Below are 14,847 nucleotides of genomic sequence, written 5' to 3'. Positions count from 1 at the left end.
TTTTATACTCAACACTTGCGGTAAGTAAACCTGACCAGGAAACATCATGACTGTCACACGTCCACGCGCACAACGGGGAGCTTTTGCCCACGGCAGTGAAGAGTTTGGCCGCTCGGTATTGGGCGCGCCGCTGATGTGGTTTCCGGCGCCCATCGCCACGCACGAAAGCGGGCTGATCATTGCCGGAACCCACGGCGATGAAAATTCCTCCGTGGTGACACTTTCCTGCGCGCTACGCACACTCACCCATGATTTGCGCCACCATCATGTGGTGCTGGTGGTCAATCCGGATGGTTGCCAGCTAGGCCTGCGCGCCAATGCGAACGGTGTCGATCTCAATCGCAACTTCCCCGCCGCCAACTGGAAAGCCGGTGAAACGGTGTATCGCTGGAACAGTGCTGCGAAAGAACGTGATGTGGTGTTGCAGACGGGCGATACGCCCGGTTCAGAGCCGGAAACCCAGGCACTCTGTCAGTTGATTCACCGCATTCATCCGGCGTGGGTGGTGACGTTTCACGATCCGCTGGCCTGCGTTGAAGACCCTCGCGAAAGCGCCCTTGGGAAATGGCTGGCGAACGGCTTTTCCCTGCCGTTGGTGACCAGCGTCGGGTATGAGACGCCCGGCTCGTTTGGCAGTTGGTGTGCGGACATCAATCTGCACTGCATTACCGTCGAATTTCCGCCGATTTCATCCGATGAAGCCAGTGAGAAATACCTTGCGGCGATGACCGCCCTGCTGCACTGGGATCCTCAAAGATGAAGCGCGCCGGTGGTGAAATGTAACGGTGGTTCGACATCAACGGCCAGCCAAGTGGGGCCATCCAGATCGGCGAAACGCACGCAGTTCACCAGCGGCAACGCCGCCGCGATAGCGCGGGAGGTGCAGATCATACAGCCCAGCATCAATGTGAAACCCTGTTCAGAGGCTTCATGCGCCAGCGCCAGCGCTTCTGTCAATCCCCCCGCTTTATCGAGTTTGATATTGACCATCTCATAGCGTCCATGCAACGCTGCCAGGTTTTCGCGCGTGTGGCAACTCTCGTCTGCGCAAATGGGGATGGGGTGAATAAAGTTCGCCAGCGCATCGTCGTCTCCGGCGGGCAGCGGTTGTTCGAGCATCGCGACGCCCAAATCCGCCAATAATTGGCAGCGCGCCGCCAGTCCTTCGCTGTGCCACGCTTCGTTGGCATCCACAATTAATGTCGCATCAGGCGCGGCGGCGCGGATCGCGACCAACCGTTCGCTGATCAAGTGATCGTCGAGTTTCACTTTCAGTAATTGTGCGCCCTTTTCGCTTAATGCCGCCGCGCTGGCCGCCATCTGTTCAGGCGTACCGATGACCACGGTCTGCGCGGTAATCACCGTTTTCGGTAACTCAACACCGGTATAATTCGCCAGTGTTCGCCCCGCTTTGCGCGCCGACAGATCCCACAGCGCGCAATCCACCGCGTTACGCGCCGCGCCCGGCGGCAACAACGTTTGCAGCGCTTCGCGGGTCAGACGGTTTTCCAGTTGCGGCACAATCGTCATGATTTGCGCCATCACCGATGCTTCACTTTCGCCATAACGCGCATACGGCGTGCATTCACCGGACGCTTTAATGCCGTCTTCTTCCAGTTCGACCACGACCACTCTCGCTTCACTGCGTGCACCGCGCGAAATCACAAACGGCGTATGCAGCGGCCATGTTTCCTCATAAACGTTGACGCTTCTCATGCTCGCTCCTTTGCCGGAATGTAAACCAGTATAGATACGAAAATAGGTTTGCCGTGATCTCCGCCGATGACATACACTAGCGCCGACGTTAACTATATGTAAACAGGAAGATAATATGTCACAACTCGTTCATTTTCAGGGCAACCCGGTTCCCGTTATCGGCACGATTGCACAGGTCGGCGCAAAAGCTAAACCGTTTACGCTGGTGGCGAAGGATCTGTCTGATGTTCCGCTGAGTCAGTTTGCGGGCAAACGTAAAGTGCTGAACATTTTCCCGAGCATTGATACCGGTGTTTGCGCCGCCTCTGTGCGTAAATTCAACCAGTTGGCGACTGAAATGAACAACACCGTGGTGCTGTGTATTTCTGCTGATTTGCCGTTCGCGCAGTCCCGTTTTTGTGGCGCTGAAGGCCTGGGTAATGTGATCACGCTTTCCACTCTGCGTAGCGAAGACTTCCTGGAAAACTACGGCGTTGGTATTGCTGACGGCGCGCTGAAAGGCCTCGCTGCGCGCGCGGTGGTGGTGATTGATGAAAACGACAACGTTGTTTTCAGCCAACTGGTCAACGAAATCACCAACGAGCCGGACTACTCGGCAGCGCTGGAAGTATTGAAAGGTTAATAATTGGTTGTTTATCCGGCCTGGTGTAGGCCGGATAAGGCGACAGCCGCCATCCGGCAACATGCTCGGTGGCGCTTCGATCGCCGGATGGCGCTAACGCTTATCCGGCCTACAAAGAGTCTGCATCTTTTTACTCTTCGCTTTTCTTCTGGCTTAACCCATATTCCCGCAACTTATTGGCTATCGCGGTGTGCGAAACACCCAAACGCTTGGCCAGCTTGCGCGTACTCGGGTAATTACGATAAAGCTGCGTCAGCACCGAACGCTCGAAACGGCTGGTGATATCATCCAGCGACCCTTCCATCGCATCTTCGCCCACCGGAACGGATGCGGCATCGTAATCCGGCAGTTGAATATCCTGCGCCCGCAGTTCGTAACCCTCCAGTTGCGTCAGTGCGCGATAAATCGCGTTTTTAAGCTGCCGCACATTGCCCGGCCAGCTGTAACGGCTCAGCAACTGATGCAGATCTTGTGAGAGTTTCGGGCGCGGAACGCCTTGTTCATCCGCGAAACGGGCAACAAACAGTTCGGTCAGCGGCATGATGTCTTGCGGGCGGTCGCGCAGAGGTGGGAGATTTAGCGTCAACACATTCAGGCGATAATAGAGATCCTCGCGGAACAGCCCTTTTTGCACCAACTCCACCAGGTTACGCTGCGTGGCACAAATCACGCGCACATCAACGTGCACTTCATGATCTTCTCCAACGCGGCGGAATGTCCCGTCATTCAGGAAACGCAGCAGTTTCACCTGCATACGCGGCGACATCTCGCCGATTTCATCCAGCAGCACCGAGCCGCCGTTGGCTTGCTCAAAGAAGCCCTTTTTCCCTTCCGGCGCGTGACCAAACAGTTCGCTTTCCACCGACTCTTCAGGGATAGACGCGCAGTTCAGCGCCAGGTACGGTTTCGCCGCGCGTGGGCTGGCAAGATGGCAGGCGTGCGCCAGCAAATCTTTTCCTGTGCCGGTATCGCCAGTGATCAACAACGGTGCGGTCAACGTTGCCAGTTTCCGCGCCTGTTCAAGAAGTTGGCGCATTTTCGGGCTGACGGCGACAATCTGGCTGAACGCGCTGACATCCTGCTGGCTGAGGTTTTGCAACTGCCGCCCCATCCGCACGGTGGAACGCAACATCACCACCGCACCTGTCAGCACCGGCTCGCCGCTTTCCCCTTCCAGATGCACCGGGGTAATCTCCATCAGGAAATTTTGCCCACTGATCACCACATGTTCGTTATGCGAGCTATGCGGGTTGCCGTCCAGCCAGCGCTGGAAGTTAAAACCGGCAATCAGTTGAATGGCGTTATGGTTGCGTAATTTGTCCAGATCCTGGCCGAAAAGCTGGCAACTCGCCGGGTTCGCCAGCTCGATTTTGCTTTTCATATCCAGCGATAAAACCGGCTCCGGCAACGCTTCAAGCAATGCGCTGAGCGCGCGGTGCTCGCGTTCGGAAGGCATCCACAGCACCGTGCGAACATCAGTAACGCTTGGGATGCGGCGGATTTCTGCCATCAGGCTGCTAAAGGTGTTGAATTCCAGTGCGGCGAAATTGAGGTAAATACGCCCGACAGGGTCGATTTCTATCCCGCGTAAATCAATGCCGCGCAGCACCAGCAGATCAAGTAATTCACGAGTCAGACCAAGACGGTCTTCACAAAACACTTCGAGACGCATGGGAATACTCACCCTTATTCATTCACGTAATGTCTGGGATGATATGCCACTTCCCGGCTGGCAGGAAGATTTCTGTCAACAAATATTGACAGCATGACGGAAAAAGCGGCGCAGCGCTGTAAAGGTAAACGCGCAGCGCCGCTTATTTACGCAACCGGGCGCGAAAGCTTGCCCTTTTGCAGCGTCTCTTTCACCTGGCTGATTAGTTGACGGCGGAAATCCCCAAGCCTCGGCTTGTCATCCTCCAGCCACGGCAGGGGTCGGCACAATTCCATTGCTTTGATACCCAAACGCGCGGTTAACAGCCCGGCACCAATGCCTTGCGCCGCGCGGGCGGAAAGCCGCGCCGCCAAATCCTGCGACATCCAGTCCATACCGACTTCGCGCACCAGCTCGCTTGCGCCGGCAAACGCGATATTCAGCAGTACTAGCCGAAACAGGCGCAAACGGCTGTAGTAGCCCAGTTCAATGCCATACAGCGTGGCGATGCGGTTAATTAAGCGCAGATTGCGCCAGGCGATAAACGCCATATCGACCATCGCCAGCGGGCTAACGGCGATCATCAGTGTTGATTCTGCTGCCGAACGGCTGATCTCGCGCCGCGCCTGCGCATCCAACACGGGCTGCACAAGGTGGGCATAAAGCGTGACGATTTCGCGATCGCTTTGCGTTTCGTGAATGGCGGCATACCAGCGTTGCAGCGCCGGATGAGACTGGTCGATACCCGCCTGATGCGCCAGTTTTTCGCAAAACGCGCGCCCTTTTCCGGCTCCGTGGCTGTGCAACAAGTCGCGGGCTTCATCACGCTCCTGCGCACGCTGGCGTAAACGCCACAGCCGCCGCCACTCGCTGGCGACAGAACCCACACCCGCGCCGATAATCAGCGCACTGGCGGCACACCCACCCAACGCAACCCAATCCTGCGTCTGCCAGGCGTTCATTGTCCATTGCACGCCCTGGCCGACAACGCTTAAGCCAAACAACGTCAGGCCAGCGGACACCATTTTGCGCCACAGGCTGCGCTTCGGGCGCAACGCGGCTTCAACAACCGCTTCGGCTTGCCCCTCTTCCGGCAAGTCATCGGCGGCGACCGGCGCGAAGTTTTCGCCCTGCTGTTCATTAAAAATTTGCGCATGCTTAAACTGCTCGTGGCTTTGCGCATCCAGCGGCCCGGCGAAATCAATGCGCGGTTTTAGCGGCTCGGTCATCGCAATTTATCTCCTATTAAAAACTCCAGCGCGGCATCCACTCGAATGTGCGGCAGCGGTGAGTCGACATCCATGATTTGCGGGCGAAACGCCTCGAAGCTGAAACCCTGCTTGTCCCAGAACGCCTGTCCCGGCAAACGCGCCGGAACTTCGCCAGGGTAAAAGGTCAGCGGCGAACCGTCACTCAATCGATGACCGCGTAACGCCGGGATCTTTTCGCCATTCACCTCAATCAGCCCGCTTTGCGTGGCCTGCACGGACGCCAGCCCGAGGCAATCCATGCTGATGCCTTCAAACGCGGCGTTTTGCCAGGCGTCCTGAATCAGTTGTTGCAGTAGCGACACCATATTGGCGTGCTGATCGACCGAAATATGGTCGGCTTTGGTGGCGGCAAACAGCAGCTTGTCGATCACCGGCGAGAAAAGGCGGCGAAACAGTGTGCGCTGGCCATAGTGAAAACTTTGCATCAGTTGCATCAGCGCCAGGCGCATATCGTTAAACGCCTGCGGACCGTTGTTCAGCGGTTGCAGGCAATCGACCAGCACTATCTGGCGATCGAATTTTAGAAAGTGATTCTTGTAGAAGCCTTTTACGACATGCTCGCAGTAGTAGTTGTAGCGCTCGCGCAGCATCCCGGCATTAGTGTGTTTACCGGCCTGCGCCAGCTTCGCCTCGCCTGCGCCGTCAACATCCGGCCACGGGAAAAATTGCAGCGCGGGCGCGCCGGCCATATCGCCCGGTAATACAAAACGCCCCGGCTGAATAAAATGCAGCCCTTCGCGTTTGCACTGGTGCAGATAATCCGTCCAGGCGGCGGCAATGTTCGCCAGCCGGTTTTCATCGGCAGGCGCGAGCGGATCAAGACCGGCGGACAGCGCACGCCATTTCTCCGACCACACCTGGCGCTGGCCTTGCAGCAACCCGGTCATTTGCCGCGACCAACTCAGGTAATCCTGCGCCAGCATCGGCAAATCCAGCAGCCATTCGCCGGGGTAATCGACAATTTCCAGATAGAGCGTAGAGGTTTCTTTGAAGTGACGCAGCAGCGAGTCTCGCGAACGAAAACGCAGCGCCAGGCGAATCTCGCTCACGCCGCGCGTCGGCGTTGGCCAGACCGGCGGCGTGCCATAAAGCTGCGCCAGCCCTTCATCATAGGTAAAACGGGGAATACCGAAATCACGTTGCGGGACGCGTTTAACGCCCAGCAACCGCTCTTCGCGCACAGCGCTCAATAGCGGCAGCCGCGAACCGGTATGAATATTAAGAAGTTGATTGACCAGCGCGGTAATAAACGCCGTTTTGCCACTGCGGCTCAGGCCGGTTACCGCGAGGCGTAAATGCCTGTCCATGCCGCGGTTAACCAGCGCGTTCAGTTCGTTTCGAAATCGATCCATCGCCATGCGTGTGCGCCCTGAAGTCCAAAAGATACAAACAGTGTATGAGATGTGGGCGGGTTTTAACTTATCAATGCCTGATACGGTCAGGCTTTTTGTTTGAAGTGGCGCGATAATTTATCCGCCGCGCGTTTCAGTAACGGTTCCAGCGCCACAGCCAGCAGCAGTTTTGCGGGTCGACGGGCAACGGATTTTACCGCCCAGCCCGCCACACCCGCCGGGCCATAGCGCAGCGCGGTAAGCAACACCAGTTTGCCGGCGAATTTCAAACCCGGTTTGACGTTGCGATTTACGCGTTGCCAGTGACGATTCATAAATGACCTCTTAAAGCTGACGAAAACGGCTACGCAACGAGAACGTATCGGAGGTGACATAACGCTCCATCTGCCGCAGGCGAGACTCCCCGGCGGCGAGTTGCGCATCGACAGCATCCAGTAGCTCGCTGCTGCTCGGTACAGTTTCCCCTTCCGCGTAATTTTCCGGCAGCGGGTCGAGGACAAAAAACAGCACGATATAAGCGGCGACGACAAAGAAAAACAGGCCGAAACACATCGCCAGAATGGCGAGAATGCGCACAACTTTGACACGAATATCAAGGTACTGCGCGATTCCGGCGCATACGCCGCCGACTTTACCGCGCTGCGGGATACGCCATAATTTTTTATTCAGATTAAGGGTAGCCATTAGCGATCTCTCCAGTTCGGGTGCTCAGCATCAAGAATATCTTCCAGCGCCTGAATGCGTTCACGCATCCTGGTGGCCTCTTCGGACAGTTGCAGCAACCGTTGTTGCTCATTCTGGTTAAGTTCGCCGCGCGAAGTGCGGTTGTTGTAATGCAGCCATAACCAGACCGGCAAAACGAACAGGATGAATAAGGTCAAGGGTATAGCCAGAAAAAGCGTGCTCATGTGTACTCCTTACAGGGATGACGTGCGGCATCTTCTGACGCCGCCGCTATTTTTATTGATTGTCCTGTTTCATTCTGGCTTTCAACTGCGCCAGCTGCTCGCTGATTTCGTCATCCGCTTGCAGGTCGGCAAATTGCTGATCCAGCGATTTCTGTTTGCCGAAACCGTGGCTTTCCGCTTCGGCTTCCATCTGGTCAATACGGCGTTCGAAAGATTCAAAACGCGCCATCGCTTCATCCATTTTGCCGCTGTCCAGTTGACGGCGAACATCGCGAGAAGAGCTGGCCGCCTGGTGGCGCAGCGTCAGTGCCTGCTGGCGGGCGCGCGTTTCACTGAGTTTATTTTCCAGCTCGCCAATCTCTTTTTTCATGCGCGTCAGGCTTTCATCAACCAGCGTTATTTCTTGTTCCAGCGTGTCGATAAGCGCGGTCACTTTTTGTTTTTCAATCAGCGCCGCTCGCGCCAGATCTTCTTTCTCTTTACGCAATGCCAGTTCGGCTTTTTCCTGCCATTCGGCCTGCTGCGCGCTCGCCTGCTCAATGCGGCGAGACAGCTGTTTTTTCTCCGCCAGCGCACGCGCTGAAGTCGAACGCACTTCGACCAGCGTGTCTTCCATCTCCTGAATCATCAGGCGCACCAGTTTTTGCGGATCTTCAGCCTTTTCCAGCAGCGAATTGATGTTGGCGTTCACGATGTCGGCAAAACGAGAAAAAATACCCATAATCTGTTCCTCTTGATTTCTGTAATCGGGCTCAGCCCTGCTAACTCGGTATTACAAGCTTCGTGCCAACTTTTTATGTTGTTGATTATAAAGCGGATGAATAATTTTACCGCACCGATAACTTCAGCTAGAGTGGTTAATCACACCAACAAGTGGCGAAATTCATCATGTCAGAACAAAAAGAGAACCTGCTCGGCGAAGCCAACAGCTTTATTGAAGTGCTGGAACAAGTTTCCCGCCTGGCGCCAATCGACAAACCGGTGCTGATTATCGGCGAGCGCGGAACCGGTAAAGAGCTGATTGCCAACCGCTTGCACTACCTCTCTTCCCGTTGGCAAGGGCCGTTTATCTCCCTGAACTGCGCGGCGCTGAATGAAAATTTGCTCGACACCGAACTGTTTGGTCATGAAGCCGGAGCGTTTACCGGCGCGCAAAAACGCCACCCAGGCCGTTTTGAACGTGCTGACGGCGGGACATTGTTCCTTGACGAACTGGCGACCGCGCCAATGTTGGTGCAGGAGAAACTGCTGCGTGTGATCGAATATGGCGAACTGGAGCGCGTTGGCGGCAGCCAGCCTTTGCAAGTTAATGTGCGGCTGGTTTGCGCCACCAATGCCGATTTGCCGCAAATGGTACAGGACGGCACGTTTCGCGCGGATCTGCTCGACCGGCTGGCGTTTGATGTTGTGCTGCTGCCGCCGCTTCGACAGCGCCAGAGCGACATTATGTTGATGGCCGATCATTTCGCGATTCAGATGTGCCGGGAATTGCATCTGCCGCTGTTTCCCGGGTTTACGGAACATGCCCGCGACGTGCTGATGAACTACTCGTGGCCGGGAAATATCCGCGAGTTGAAAAACGTTGTTGAGCGCTCGGTTTACCGCCACGGCAACAGCGAAACGCCGCTGGACATCATTATTCTCGACCCGTTTAACCGCGAAACGCCTGCCGAACCGCAGCTTGAAACTGCGCCTTCTGCGATGCCGCAACTGCCGCTGGATTTACGCAACTTCCAGCACGACCAGGAAAAGCAATTGCTGCAAACCAGTCTGCAACAGGCGAAATACAACCAAAAACGGGCGGCGGAATTATTAGGGCTGACCTATCACCAGTTGCGCGCGCTGCTGAAAAAACATCAAATCAGTTGAAATCGCCGACAATAACAGCAGTCGTTAGCAGACATTTGTACGAAGCCAGGTTAAGTGCGATACACTTTGCACATGAATTTAAAATCGTTGAATAAATCATGCGTCTGGTTTTCTCTTCCCTGTTATTGAGCGCAAGCCTGGCGGCGGGTATTGCCCAGGCGGCTCCCTCGCCTGCGCCGATTGCGGATATTCGCGATAGCGGCTTTGTCTATTGCGTCAGTGGCCAGGTGGATACGTTTAACCCGCAAAAAGCGAGCAGCGGGCTGATTGTCGATACGTTGGCGGCGCAGCTATACGACCGCTTGCTGGATGTCGATCCTTATACCTACCGGCTGGTGCCCGAACTGGCGGAAAGCTGGGACGTGCTGGATAACGGCGCAACCTACCGTTTTCGTCTGCGCGATGGCGTCAATTTCCAGAGCACACCGTGGTTTACCCCGCATCGCACACTGAATGCCGACGATGTGGTGTTTACCTTCCAGCGCATCTTCAATCGCAATCATCCGTGGCATAACGTTAACGGCAGTAATTTCCCCTATTTTGATAGCCTGCAATTCGCCGATTCCGTCGACAGCGTACGTAAGCTGGATAACCGCACCGTCGAGTTTCGCCTGAAAAAACCGGATGCGTCATTTTTATGGCACCTCGCCACACACTATGCTTCGGTTATGTCTGCCGAGTATGCCGAACAACTGGCGCAAAAAGACCGTCAGGAATTGATTGATCGCCAGCCGATCGGCACCGGCCCTTATCAACTCGATGAATACAGCGCAGGTCAATATATTCGGTTACAACGTCACGAAAAATTCTGGCGCGGTAAGCCGTTGATGCAACAAGTGGTTGTTGATTTGGGTTCTGGCGGAACCGGGCGTTTATCGAAACTGTTAACTGGCGAATGCGACGTGCTGGCCTGGCCTGCCGCCAGCCAGTTGACAATTTTGCGCGACGACCCGCGTTTGCGCCTGACGCTACGCCCCGGCATGAACATCGCTTATCTGGCGTTTAACACCAACAAACCGCCGCTGAATAACCCGGAAGTCCGCCACGCGCTGGCGTTGTCGATCAATAATCAGCGCCTGATGCAATCCATCTATTACGGCACCGCAGAAACCGCGGCGTCTATCCTGCCGCGCGCCTCCTGGGCGTATGACAATGAAGCGAAAATTACCGAGTATGATCCGGCAAAAGCGCGTGAACGCCTGAAAGCGCTGGGGCTGGAGAATTTGACGCTGCAATTGTGGGTGCCCACCAGTTCGCAAGCGTGGAACCCAAGCCCGCTGAAAACCGCCGAGCTTATCCAGGCGGACATGGCGCAAGTCGGCGTGAAAGTGATCATCGTGCCGGTGGAAGGCCGTTTCCAGGAAGCACGCTTGATGGACATGAACCACGACTTAACTCTGGCTGGCTGGGCCACCGACAGTAACGACCCGGACAGTTTCTTCCGCCCGATGCTGAGCTGTGCCGCGATTAATTCGCAGACCAATTTTGCGCACTGGTGCGACCGCGGGTTCGATGACGTATTGCAAAAAGCACTGGCTTCCCAGCAGCTTGCCGCACGTATTGATGATTATGACGAAGCGCAGCAAATCCTCGCGCGCGAATTGCCGGTGTTGCCGCTGGCCTCCTCCCTGCGTTTGCAGGCGTATCGCTACGATATTAAAGGCCTGGTGCTCAGCCCGTTTGGCAGCGCCTCGTTCGCCGGTGTCTCGCGGGAAAAACAAGAGGTGTCACCGCCATGATTATCTTTACCCTGCGTCGTTTGCTGCTGCTTCTGGTCACGCTGTTTTTACTGACCTTCGTTGGCTTTAGCCTGAGCTACTTTACGCCACATGCGCCATTGCAAGGCGCGACGCTGTGGAATGCCTGGGTGTTCTGGTTTACCGGTCTGCTGCATTGGGATTTTGGCGTTTCCAGCATCAACGGCCAATTGATTTCCGAGCAGTTGAAAGAGGTCTTCCCCGCGACGATGGAACTGTGCATTCTGGCATTTGGTTCCGCATTGCTGGTCGGCATCCCGGTTGGCATGCTGGCCGGCGTGATGCGCGGAAAATGGCAGGACAAACTGGTCAGCGCGGTGGCACTGCTCGGTTTTTCGATTCCGGTGTTCTGGCTGGCACTGCTGCTAACACTGTTTTTCTCGCTCAATCTCGGCTGGCTGCCGGTATCCGGGCGTTTCGATCTGCTTTACGAAGTGAAAACGGTGACCGGTTTTTCACTGATTGACGCCTGGCTTTCTGACTCACCGTGGCGCGAGGAGATGATCATCAGCGCCCTGCGCCACGTCGTTTTGCCGGTAGTGACGCTGGCGGTTGCGCCAACCACGGAAGTGATCCGCCTGATGCGCATCAGCACCATTGACGTGTTCGATAAAAACTATATTAAAGCAGCAGCCACGCGCGGTCTTTCCCGGCTGACGATTTTGCGCCGCCATGTTTTACACAATGCCCTGCCGCCGGTTATTCCGCGTCTCGGGCTGCAATTTTCCACCATGCTGACGCTGGCGATGATCACCGAAATGGTCTTTAGCTGGCCAGGGTTGGGCCGTTGGTTGATCAACGCCATCCGCCAGCAGGATTACGCGGCGATTTCCGCCGGTGTGATGGTCATCGGTTCGTTGGTCATTATTGTCAATGTGCTGTCCGATATCCTGGGTGCGCTGGCGAACCCGTTGAAACATAAGGAATGGTATGCCTTACGATAGCGTCTACAGCGAAAAACGCCTGCCCGGCGCGCTGCGAACCGCGTGGCGCAGATTCTATGGCGATACCACCGCGATGATCGGCCTGTATGGCTGTAGCGCGTTACTGCTGCTGTGCGTTTTCGGGCACTGGTTTGCCCCGTATGGCATCGATCAGCAATTCCTCGGCTATCAGCTTTTGCCGCCGTCCTGGTCGCGCTATGGCGATGTGTCGTTTTTCCTCGGTACCGACGATTTAGGCCGCGATGTGTTAAGCCGCTTGCTGAGCGGCGCGGCGCCAACGGTCGGTGGCGCGTTTGTTGTCACGCTGGCGGCGACGCTGTTCGGCCTGGCGCTTGGCGTGTTCGCCGGGGCGACGCATGGCCTGCGCTCGGCGGTGCTGAACCATATTCTCGATACGCTGCTCTCCCTGCCGACACTTCTGTTGGCGATTATTATTGTGGCCTTTGCTGGCCCGCATCTAACCCATGCAATGTTTGCCGTCTGGCTGGCATTATTGCCGCGCATGGTGCGTTCGGTTTACAGCATGGTGCATGACGAACTGGAAAAAGAGTATGTGGTTGCTGCCCGCCTCGATGGCGCATCAACGCTGAACATTTTGTGGTTCGCGATTTTGCCGAATATTACTGCCGGCATGGTGACGGAAATTACCCGTGCGCTATCGATGGCGATTCTGGATATCGCCGCGCTCGGCTTTCTTGATCTCGGTGCGCAGCTTCCTTCCCCGGAATGGGGAGCAATGCTCGGCGACGCGCTGGAGCTGATTTATGTTGCGCCGTGGACGGTGATGCTGCCGGGTGCGGCCATTATGATTAGCGTGTTGCTGGTCAATGTACTGGGCGACGGTATTCGCCGCGCAATTACGGCGGGGGTGGAATAATGCCGCTGCTTGATATCCGTAACCTGACGATTGAAGTCAAAACCGGCGAAGAGTGGGTTAAAGCGGTCGATCGTGTCAGCCTGACGCTGGCGGAAGGTGAGATTCGCGGTCTGGTCGGTGAGTCCGGCTCTGGCAAAAGTTTGATTGCTAAAGCGATTTGTGGCGTCACCAAAGATAACTGGCGCGTCACCGCCGACCGTATGCGCTTCGATGATATCGATTTGTTGCGCCTGTCTGCCCGTGAGCGGCGCAAGCTGCTGGGCCATAACGTGTCGATGATTTTCCAGGAGCCGCAATCCTGTCTCGATCCTTCGGAGCGCGTTGGCAAACAACTGACGCAAAATATTCCCGGCTGGACGTGGAAAGGCAACTGGTGGCAGCGCTTTGGTTGGCGCAAACGCCGCGCCATCGAGCTTTTGCACCGCGTTGGCATCAAAGATCATAAAGACGCGATGCGCAGTTTTCCCTATGAACTGACGGAAGGTGAATGCCAGAAAGTGATGATTGCCATCGCGCTGGCCAACCAGCCGCGTCTGCTGATTGCCGATGAACCCACTAACGCAATGGAGCCGACCACGCAGGCGCAAATTTTCCGCCTGCTCGACCGTCTCAACCAGAACAACAACACCACGATTATGCTGATCAGCCATGATTTGCAGATGCTGAGCAAATGGGCGGATCGCATCAACGTGATGTATTGCGGCCAGACAGTGGAAACCGCGCCGAGTGAAGAACTGATCAGCACGCCGCATCACCCGTATACCCAGGCGCTGATCCGCGCGATACCGGATTTTGGCAGCGCGATGCCGCATAAAAGCCGACTGAACACCATGCCGGGCGCGATTCCGCTGCTGGAGCAGTTACCGATCGGCTGCCGCCTGGGGCCGCGCTGCCCTTACGCGCAGCGTAAATGCATTGAAAAACCACGGCTTACCGGAGCGAGAAACCATCTGTACGCCTGCCATTTCCCGCTGAACATGGAGAGTGAGTGAAATGGTCGAAACCTTGCTTGAAGTCCGCAATCTGAGCAAAACCTTCCGCTACCGTACCGGCTGGTTTCGCCGCCAAACGGTCGAAGCGGTGAAACCGCTCAGTTTCACTTTGCGGGAAAGACAAACGCTGGCGATTATTGGCGAAAACGGATCCGGGAAATCGACACTGGCAAAAATGCTGGCGGGAATGATTGAACCGTCATCCGGCGAACTGGTGATTGACGATCAGCCGCTGCATTACGGCGATTACACCTTTCGTAGCCAGCACATTCGCATGATTTTTCAGGACCCGACGACCTCGCTGAACCCGCGTCAGCGGCTGTCGCAAATCCTTGATTTTCCGCTGCGCCTGAATACCGACCTCGAACCGGAAGCGCGGCGCAAGCGCATTCTCGAAACGCTGCGCATGGTCGGTTTGCTGCCGGATCACGTCAGTTACTACCCGTATATGTTGGCTCCGGGGCAAAAACAGCGTCTTGGGCTGGCGCGCGCATTGATTCTGCGCCCGAAAGTGATCATTGCCGACGAAGCGTTAGCCTCGCTGGATATGTCGATGCGTTCGCAGTTAATTAACCTGATGCTGGAATTACAGGAAAAACAGGGTATCTCTTATATTTATGTCACCCAGCACATCGGCATGATGAAACACATTAGTGACCAGGTTCTGGTGATGCATCAGGGTGAAGTGGTGGAGCGCGGCAGTACCGCCGATGTGCTCGCCTCTCCGCTACATGATTTAACAAAACGTTTGATTGCCGGGCATTTTGGTGAAGCGTTAACCGCCGATGCCTGGCGAAAAGACCGTTGATTCAATAGTTTCAGTGGTCGGATTAACTGATTCGGCGACTCATGATAGAATCGCCGCGTTTTAACGACGATCGCCCCACA

16 protein-coding genes are annotated in these 14,847 nt (G+C 55.9%); 8 read left to right on the top strand and 8 right to left on the bottom strand.

Annotated features, from left to right (window positions below):
- Nucleotides 1-46 precede the first annotated feature (46 nt).
- Nucleotides 47-760, top strand: a complete 714-nt coding sequence (gene mpaA, locus AAEY27_RS10910) for a murein tripeptide amidase MpaA (RefSeq protein WP_342325335.1) — start codon at nucleotides 47-49, stop codon at nucleotides 758-760.
- Here the strand turns inward: mpaA and ycjG are convergent.
- Complete coding sequence (gene ycjG / locus AAEY27_RS10905) at nucleotides 751-1,716, bottom strand: L-Ala-D/L-Glu epimerase (protein ID WP_342325333.1); 966 nt, start codon at nucleotides 1,714-1,716, stop codon at nucleotides 751-753. The two genes, mpaA and ycjG, sit on opposite strands and share 10 nt — an antisense overlap.
- A gap of 115 nt (nucleotides 1,717-1,831) precedes the next feature.
- Here ycjG and tpx point away from each other — a divergent pair, with 115 nt between their 5' ends.
- A complete protein-coding gene (gene tpx, locus AAEY27_RS10900; protein ID WP_342325332.1) occupies nucleotides 1,832-2,338 on the top strand; it encodes a thiol peroxidase in 507 nt (168 codons plus the stop codon).
- Nucleotides 2,339-2,468: 130 nt separating this feature from the next.
- Here the strand turns inward: tpx and tyrR are convergent, their stop codons facing one another.
- From tyrR to pspA, 7 genes are all read right to left on the bottom strand, one after another.
- Nucleotides 2,469-4,010: a transcriptional regulator TyrR gene (gene tyrR, locus AAEY27_RS10895; protein WP_342325541.1), complete on the bottom strand. Its 1,542-nt coding sequence runs from the start codon at nucleotides 4,008-4,010 to the stop codon at nucleotides 2,469-2,471.
- A gap of 146 nt (nucleotides 4,011-4,156) precedes the next feature.
- A complete protein-coding gene (locus AAEY27_RS10890; protein WP_342325330.1) occupies nucleotides 4,157-5,218 on the bottom strand; it encodes a YcjF family protein in 1,062 nt (353 codons plus the stop codon).
- A complete protein-coding gene (locus AAEY27_RS10885; protein ID WP_342325539.1) occupies nucleotides 5,215-6,612 on the bottom strand; it encodes a YcjX family protein in 1,398 nt (465 codons plus the stop codon). Before AAEY27_RS10885 ends, AAEY27_RS10890 begins: the two co-directional genes overlap by 4 nt.
- Nucleotides 6,613-6,698: 86 nt before the next feature.
- On the bottom strand, nucleotides 6,699-6,926 hold the full coding sequence (gene pspD / locus AAEY27_RS10880) for a phage shock protein PspD (RefSeq protein WP_342325328.1): 228 nt from the start codon (nucleotides 6,924-6,926) through the stop codon (nucleotides 6,699-6,701).
- Between the two features lie 10 nt (nucleotides 6,927-6,936).
- A complete protein-coding gene (gene pspC / locus AAEY27_RS10875; protein WP_342325327.1) occupies nucleotides 6,937-7,296 on the bottom strand; it encodes an envelope stress response membrane protein PspC in 360 nt (119 codons plus the stop codon).
- A complete protein-coding gene (gene pspB / locus AAEY27_RS10870) occupies nucleotides 7,296-7,520 on the bottom strand; it encodes an envelope stress response membrane protein PspB (RefSeq protein WP_016495895.1) in 225 nt (74 codons plus the stop codon). Before pspB ends, pspC begins: the two co-directional genes overlap by 1 nt.
- A 52-nt stretch (nucleotides 7,521-7,572) precedes the next feature.
- Nucleotides 7,573-8,241 carry a phage shock protein PspA gene (gene pspA / locus AAEY27_RS10865; RefSeq protein ID WP_342325323.1) on the bottom strand — a complete coding sequence of 223 codons (669 nt, stop codon included), beginning with the start codon at nucleotides 8,239-8,241 and terminating at the stop codon, nucleotides 7,573-7,575.
- A gap of 167 nt (nucleotides 8,242-8,408) precedes the next feature.
- Here pspA and pspF point away from each other — a divergent pair, with 167 nt between their 5' ends.
- The 6 genes from pspF (at nucleotide 8,409) to sapF (ending at nucleotide 14,767) form a co-directional block, all read left to right on the top strand.
- Entirely contained in the window at nucleotides 8,409-9,389 is a 981-nt protein-coding gene (pspF, locus tag AAEY27_RS10860) for a phage shock protein operon transcriptional activator (protein WP_342325321.1), read from the top strand.
- Between the two features lie 98 nt (nucleotides 9,390-9,487).
- The gene (gene sapA, locus AAEY27_RS10855; RefSeq protein WP_342325319.1) at nucleotides 9,488-11,128 is read left to right on the top strand and encodes an ABC transporter substrate-binding protein SapA; all 1,641 of its coding nucleotides are present in this window, start codon (nucleotides 9,488-9,490) and stop codon (nucleotides 11,126-11,128) included.
- A complete protein-coding gene (sapB, locus tag AAEY27_RS10850; RefSeq protein ID WP_342325317.1) occupies nucleotides 11,125-12,090 on the top strand; it encodes a putrescine export ABC transporter permease SapB in 966 nt (321 codons plus the stop codon). Before sapA ends, sapB begins: the two co-directional genes overlap by 4 nt.
- A complete protein-coding gene (gene sapC / locus AAEY27_RS10845) occupies nucleotides 12,077-12,967 on the top strand; it encodes a putrescine export ABC transporter permease SapC (RefSeq protein ID WP_342325315.1) in 891 nt (296 codons plus the stop codon). The genes sapB and sapC overlap by 14 nt, the downstream gene beginning before the upstream one ends.
- Nucleotides 12,967-13,959: a putrescine export ABC transporter ATP-binding protein SapD gene (gene sapD / locus AAEY27_RS10840; protein ID WP_342325314.1), complete on the top strand. Its 993-nt coding sequence runs from the start codon at nucleotides 12,967-12,969 to the stop codon at nucleotides 13,957-13,959. The genes sapC and sapD overlap by 1 nt, the downstream gene beginning before the upstream one ends.
- Before the next feature lies 1 nt (nucleotide 13,960).
- A complete protein-coding gene (gene sapF, locus AAEY27_RS10835; RefSeq protein ID WP_342325312.1) occupies nucleotides 13,961-14,767 on the top strand; it encodes a peptide ABC transporter ATP-binding protein SapF in 807 nt (268 codons plus the stop codon).
- Nucleotides 14,768-14,847: the final 80 nt, after the last annotated feature.

Source organism: Kosakonia sp. BYX6, from assembly GCF_038449125.1.
GTDB classification, from domain to species: Bacteria; Pseudomonadota; Gammaproteobacteria; order Enterobacterales; family Enterobacteriaceae; genus Kosakonia; species Kosakonia calanthes.
This window is presented reverse-complemented; position numbering and strand designations above follow the sequence as displayed.

What these genes read in the sequence shown, in the direction of transcription:
- tyrR (WP_342325541.1), bottom strand. Translation starts at nt 4,010, where the DNA reads ATGCGTCTCGAAGTGTTTTGTGAAGACCGTCTTGGTCTGACTCGTGAA.
- sapA (WP_342325319.1), top strand. Translation starts at nt 9,488, where the DNA reads ATGCGTCTGGTTTTCTCTTCCCTGTTATTGAGCGCAAGCCTGGCGGCG.
- ycjG (WP_342325333.1), bottom strand. Translation starts at nt 1,716, where the DNA reads ATGAGAAGCGTCAACGTTTATGAGGAAACATGGCCGCTGCATACGCCG.
- AAEY27_RS10885 (WP_342325539.1), bottom strand. Translation starts at nt 6,612, where the DNA reads ATGGATCGATTTCGAAACGAACTGAACGCGCTGGTTAACCGCGGCATG.
- mpaA (WP_342325335.1), top strand. Translation starts at nt 47, where the DNA reads ATGACTGTCACACGTCCACGCGCACAACGGGGAGCTTTTGCCCACGGC.
- tpx (WP_342325332.1), top strand. Translation starts at nt 1,832, where the DNA reads ATGTCACAACTCGTTCATTTTCAGGGCAACCCGGTTCCCGTTATCGGC.
- pspC (WP_342325327.1), bottom strand. Translation starts at nt 7,296, where the DNA reads ATGGCTACCCTTAATCTGAATAAAAAATTATGGCGTATCCCGCAGCGC.
- sapB (WP_342325317.1), top strand. Translation starts at nt 11,125, where the DNA reads ATGATTATCTTTACCCTGCGTCGTTTGCTGCTGCTTCTGGTCACGCTG.
- pspD (WP_342325328.1), bottom strand. Translation starts at nt 6,926, where the DNA reads ATGAATCGTCACTGGCAACGCGTAAATCGCAACGTCAAACCGGGTTTG.
- sapC (WP_342325315.1), top strand. Translation starts at nt 12,077, where the DNA reads ATGCCTTACGATAGCGTCTACAGCGAAAAACGCCTGCCCGGCGCGCTG.
- pspA (WP_342325323.1), bottom strand. Translation starts at nt 8,241, where the DNA reads ATGGGTATTTTTTCTCGTTTTGCCGACATCGTGAACGCCAACATCAAT.
- pspF (WP_342325321.1), top strand. Translation starts at nt 8,409, where the DNA reads ATGTCAGAACAAAAAGAGAACCTGCTCGGCGAAGCCAACAGCTTTATT.
- AAEY27_RS10890 (WP_342325330.1), bottom strand. Translation starts at nt 5,218, where the DNA reads ATGACCGAGCCGCTAAAACCGCGCATTGATTTCGCCGGGCCGCTGGAT.
- pspB (WP_016495895.1), bottom strand. Translation starts at nt 7,520, where the DNA reads ATGAGCACGCTTTTTCTGGCTATACCCTTGACCTTATTCATCCTGTTC.
- sapD (WP_342325314.1), top strand. Translation starts at nt 12,967, where the DNA reads ATGCCGCTGCTTGATATCCGTAACCTGACGATTGAAGTCAAAACCGGC.
- sapF (WP_342325312.1), top strand. Translation starts at nt 13,961, where the DNA reads ATGGTCGAAACCTTGCTTGAAGTCCGCAATCTGAGCAAAACCTTCCGC.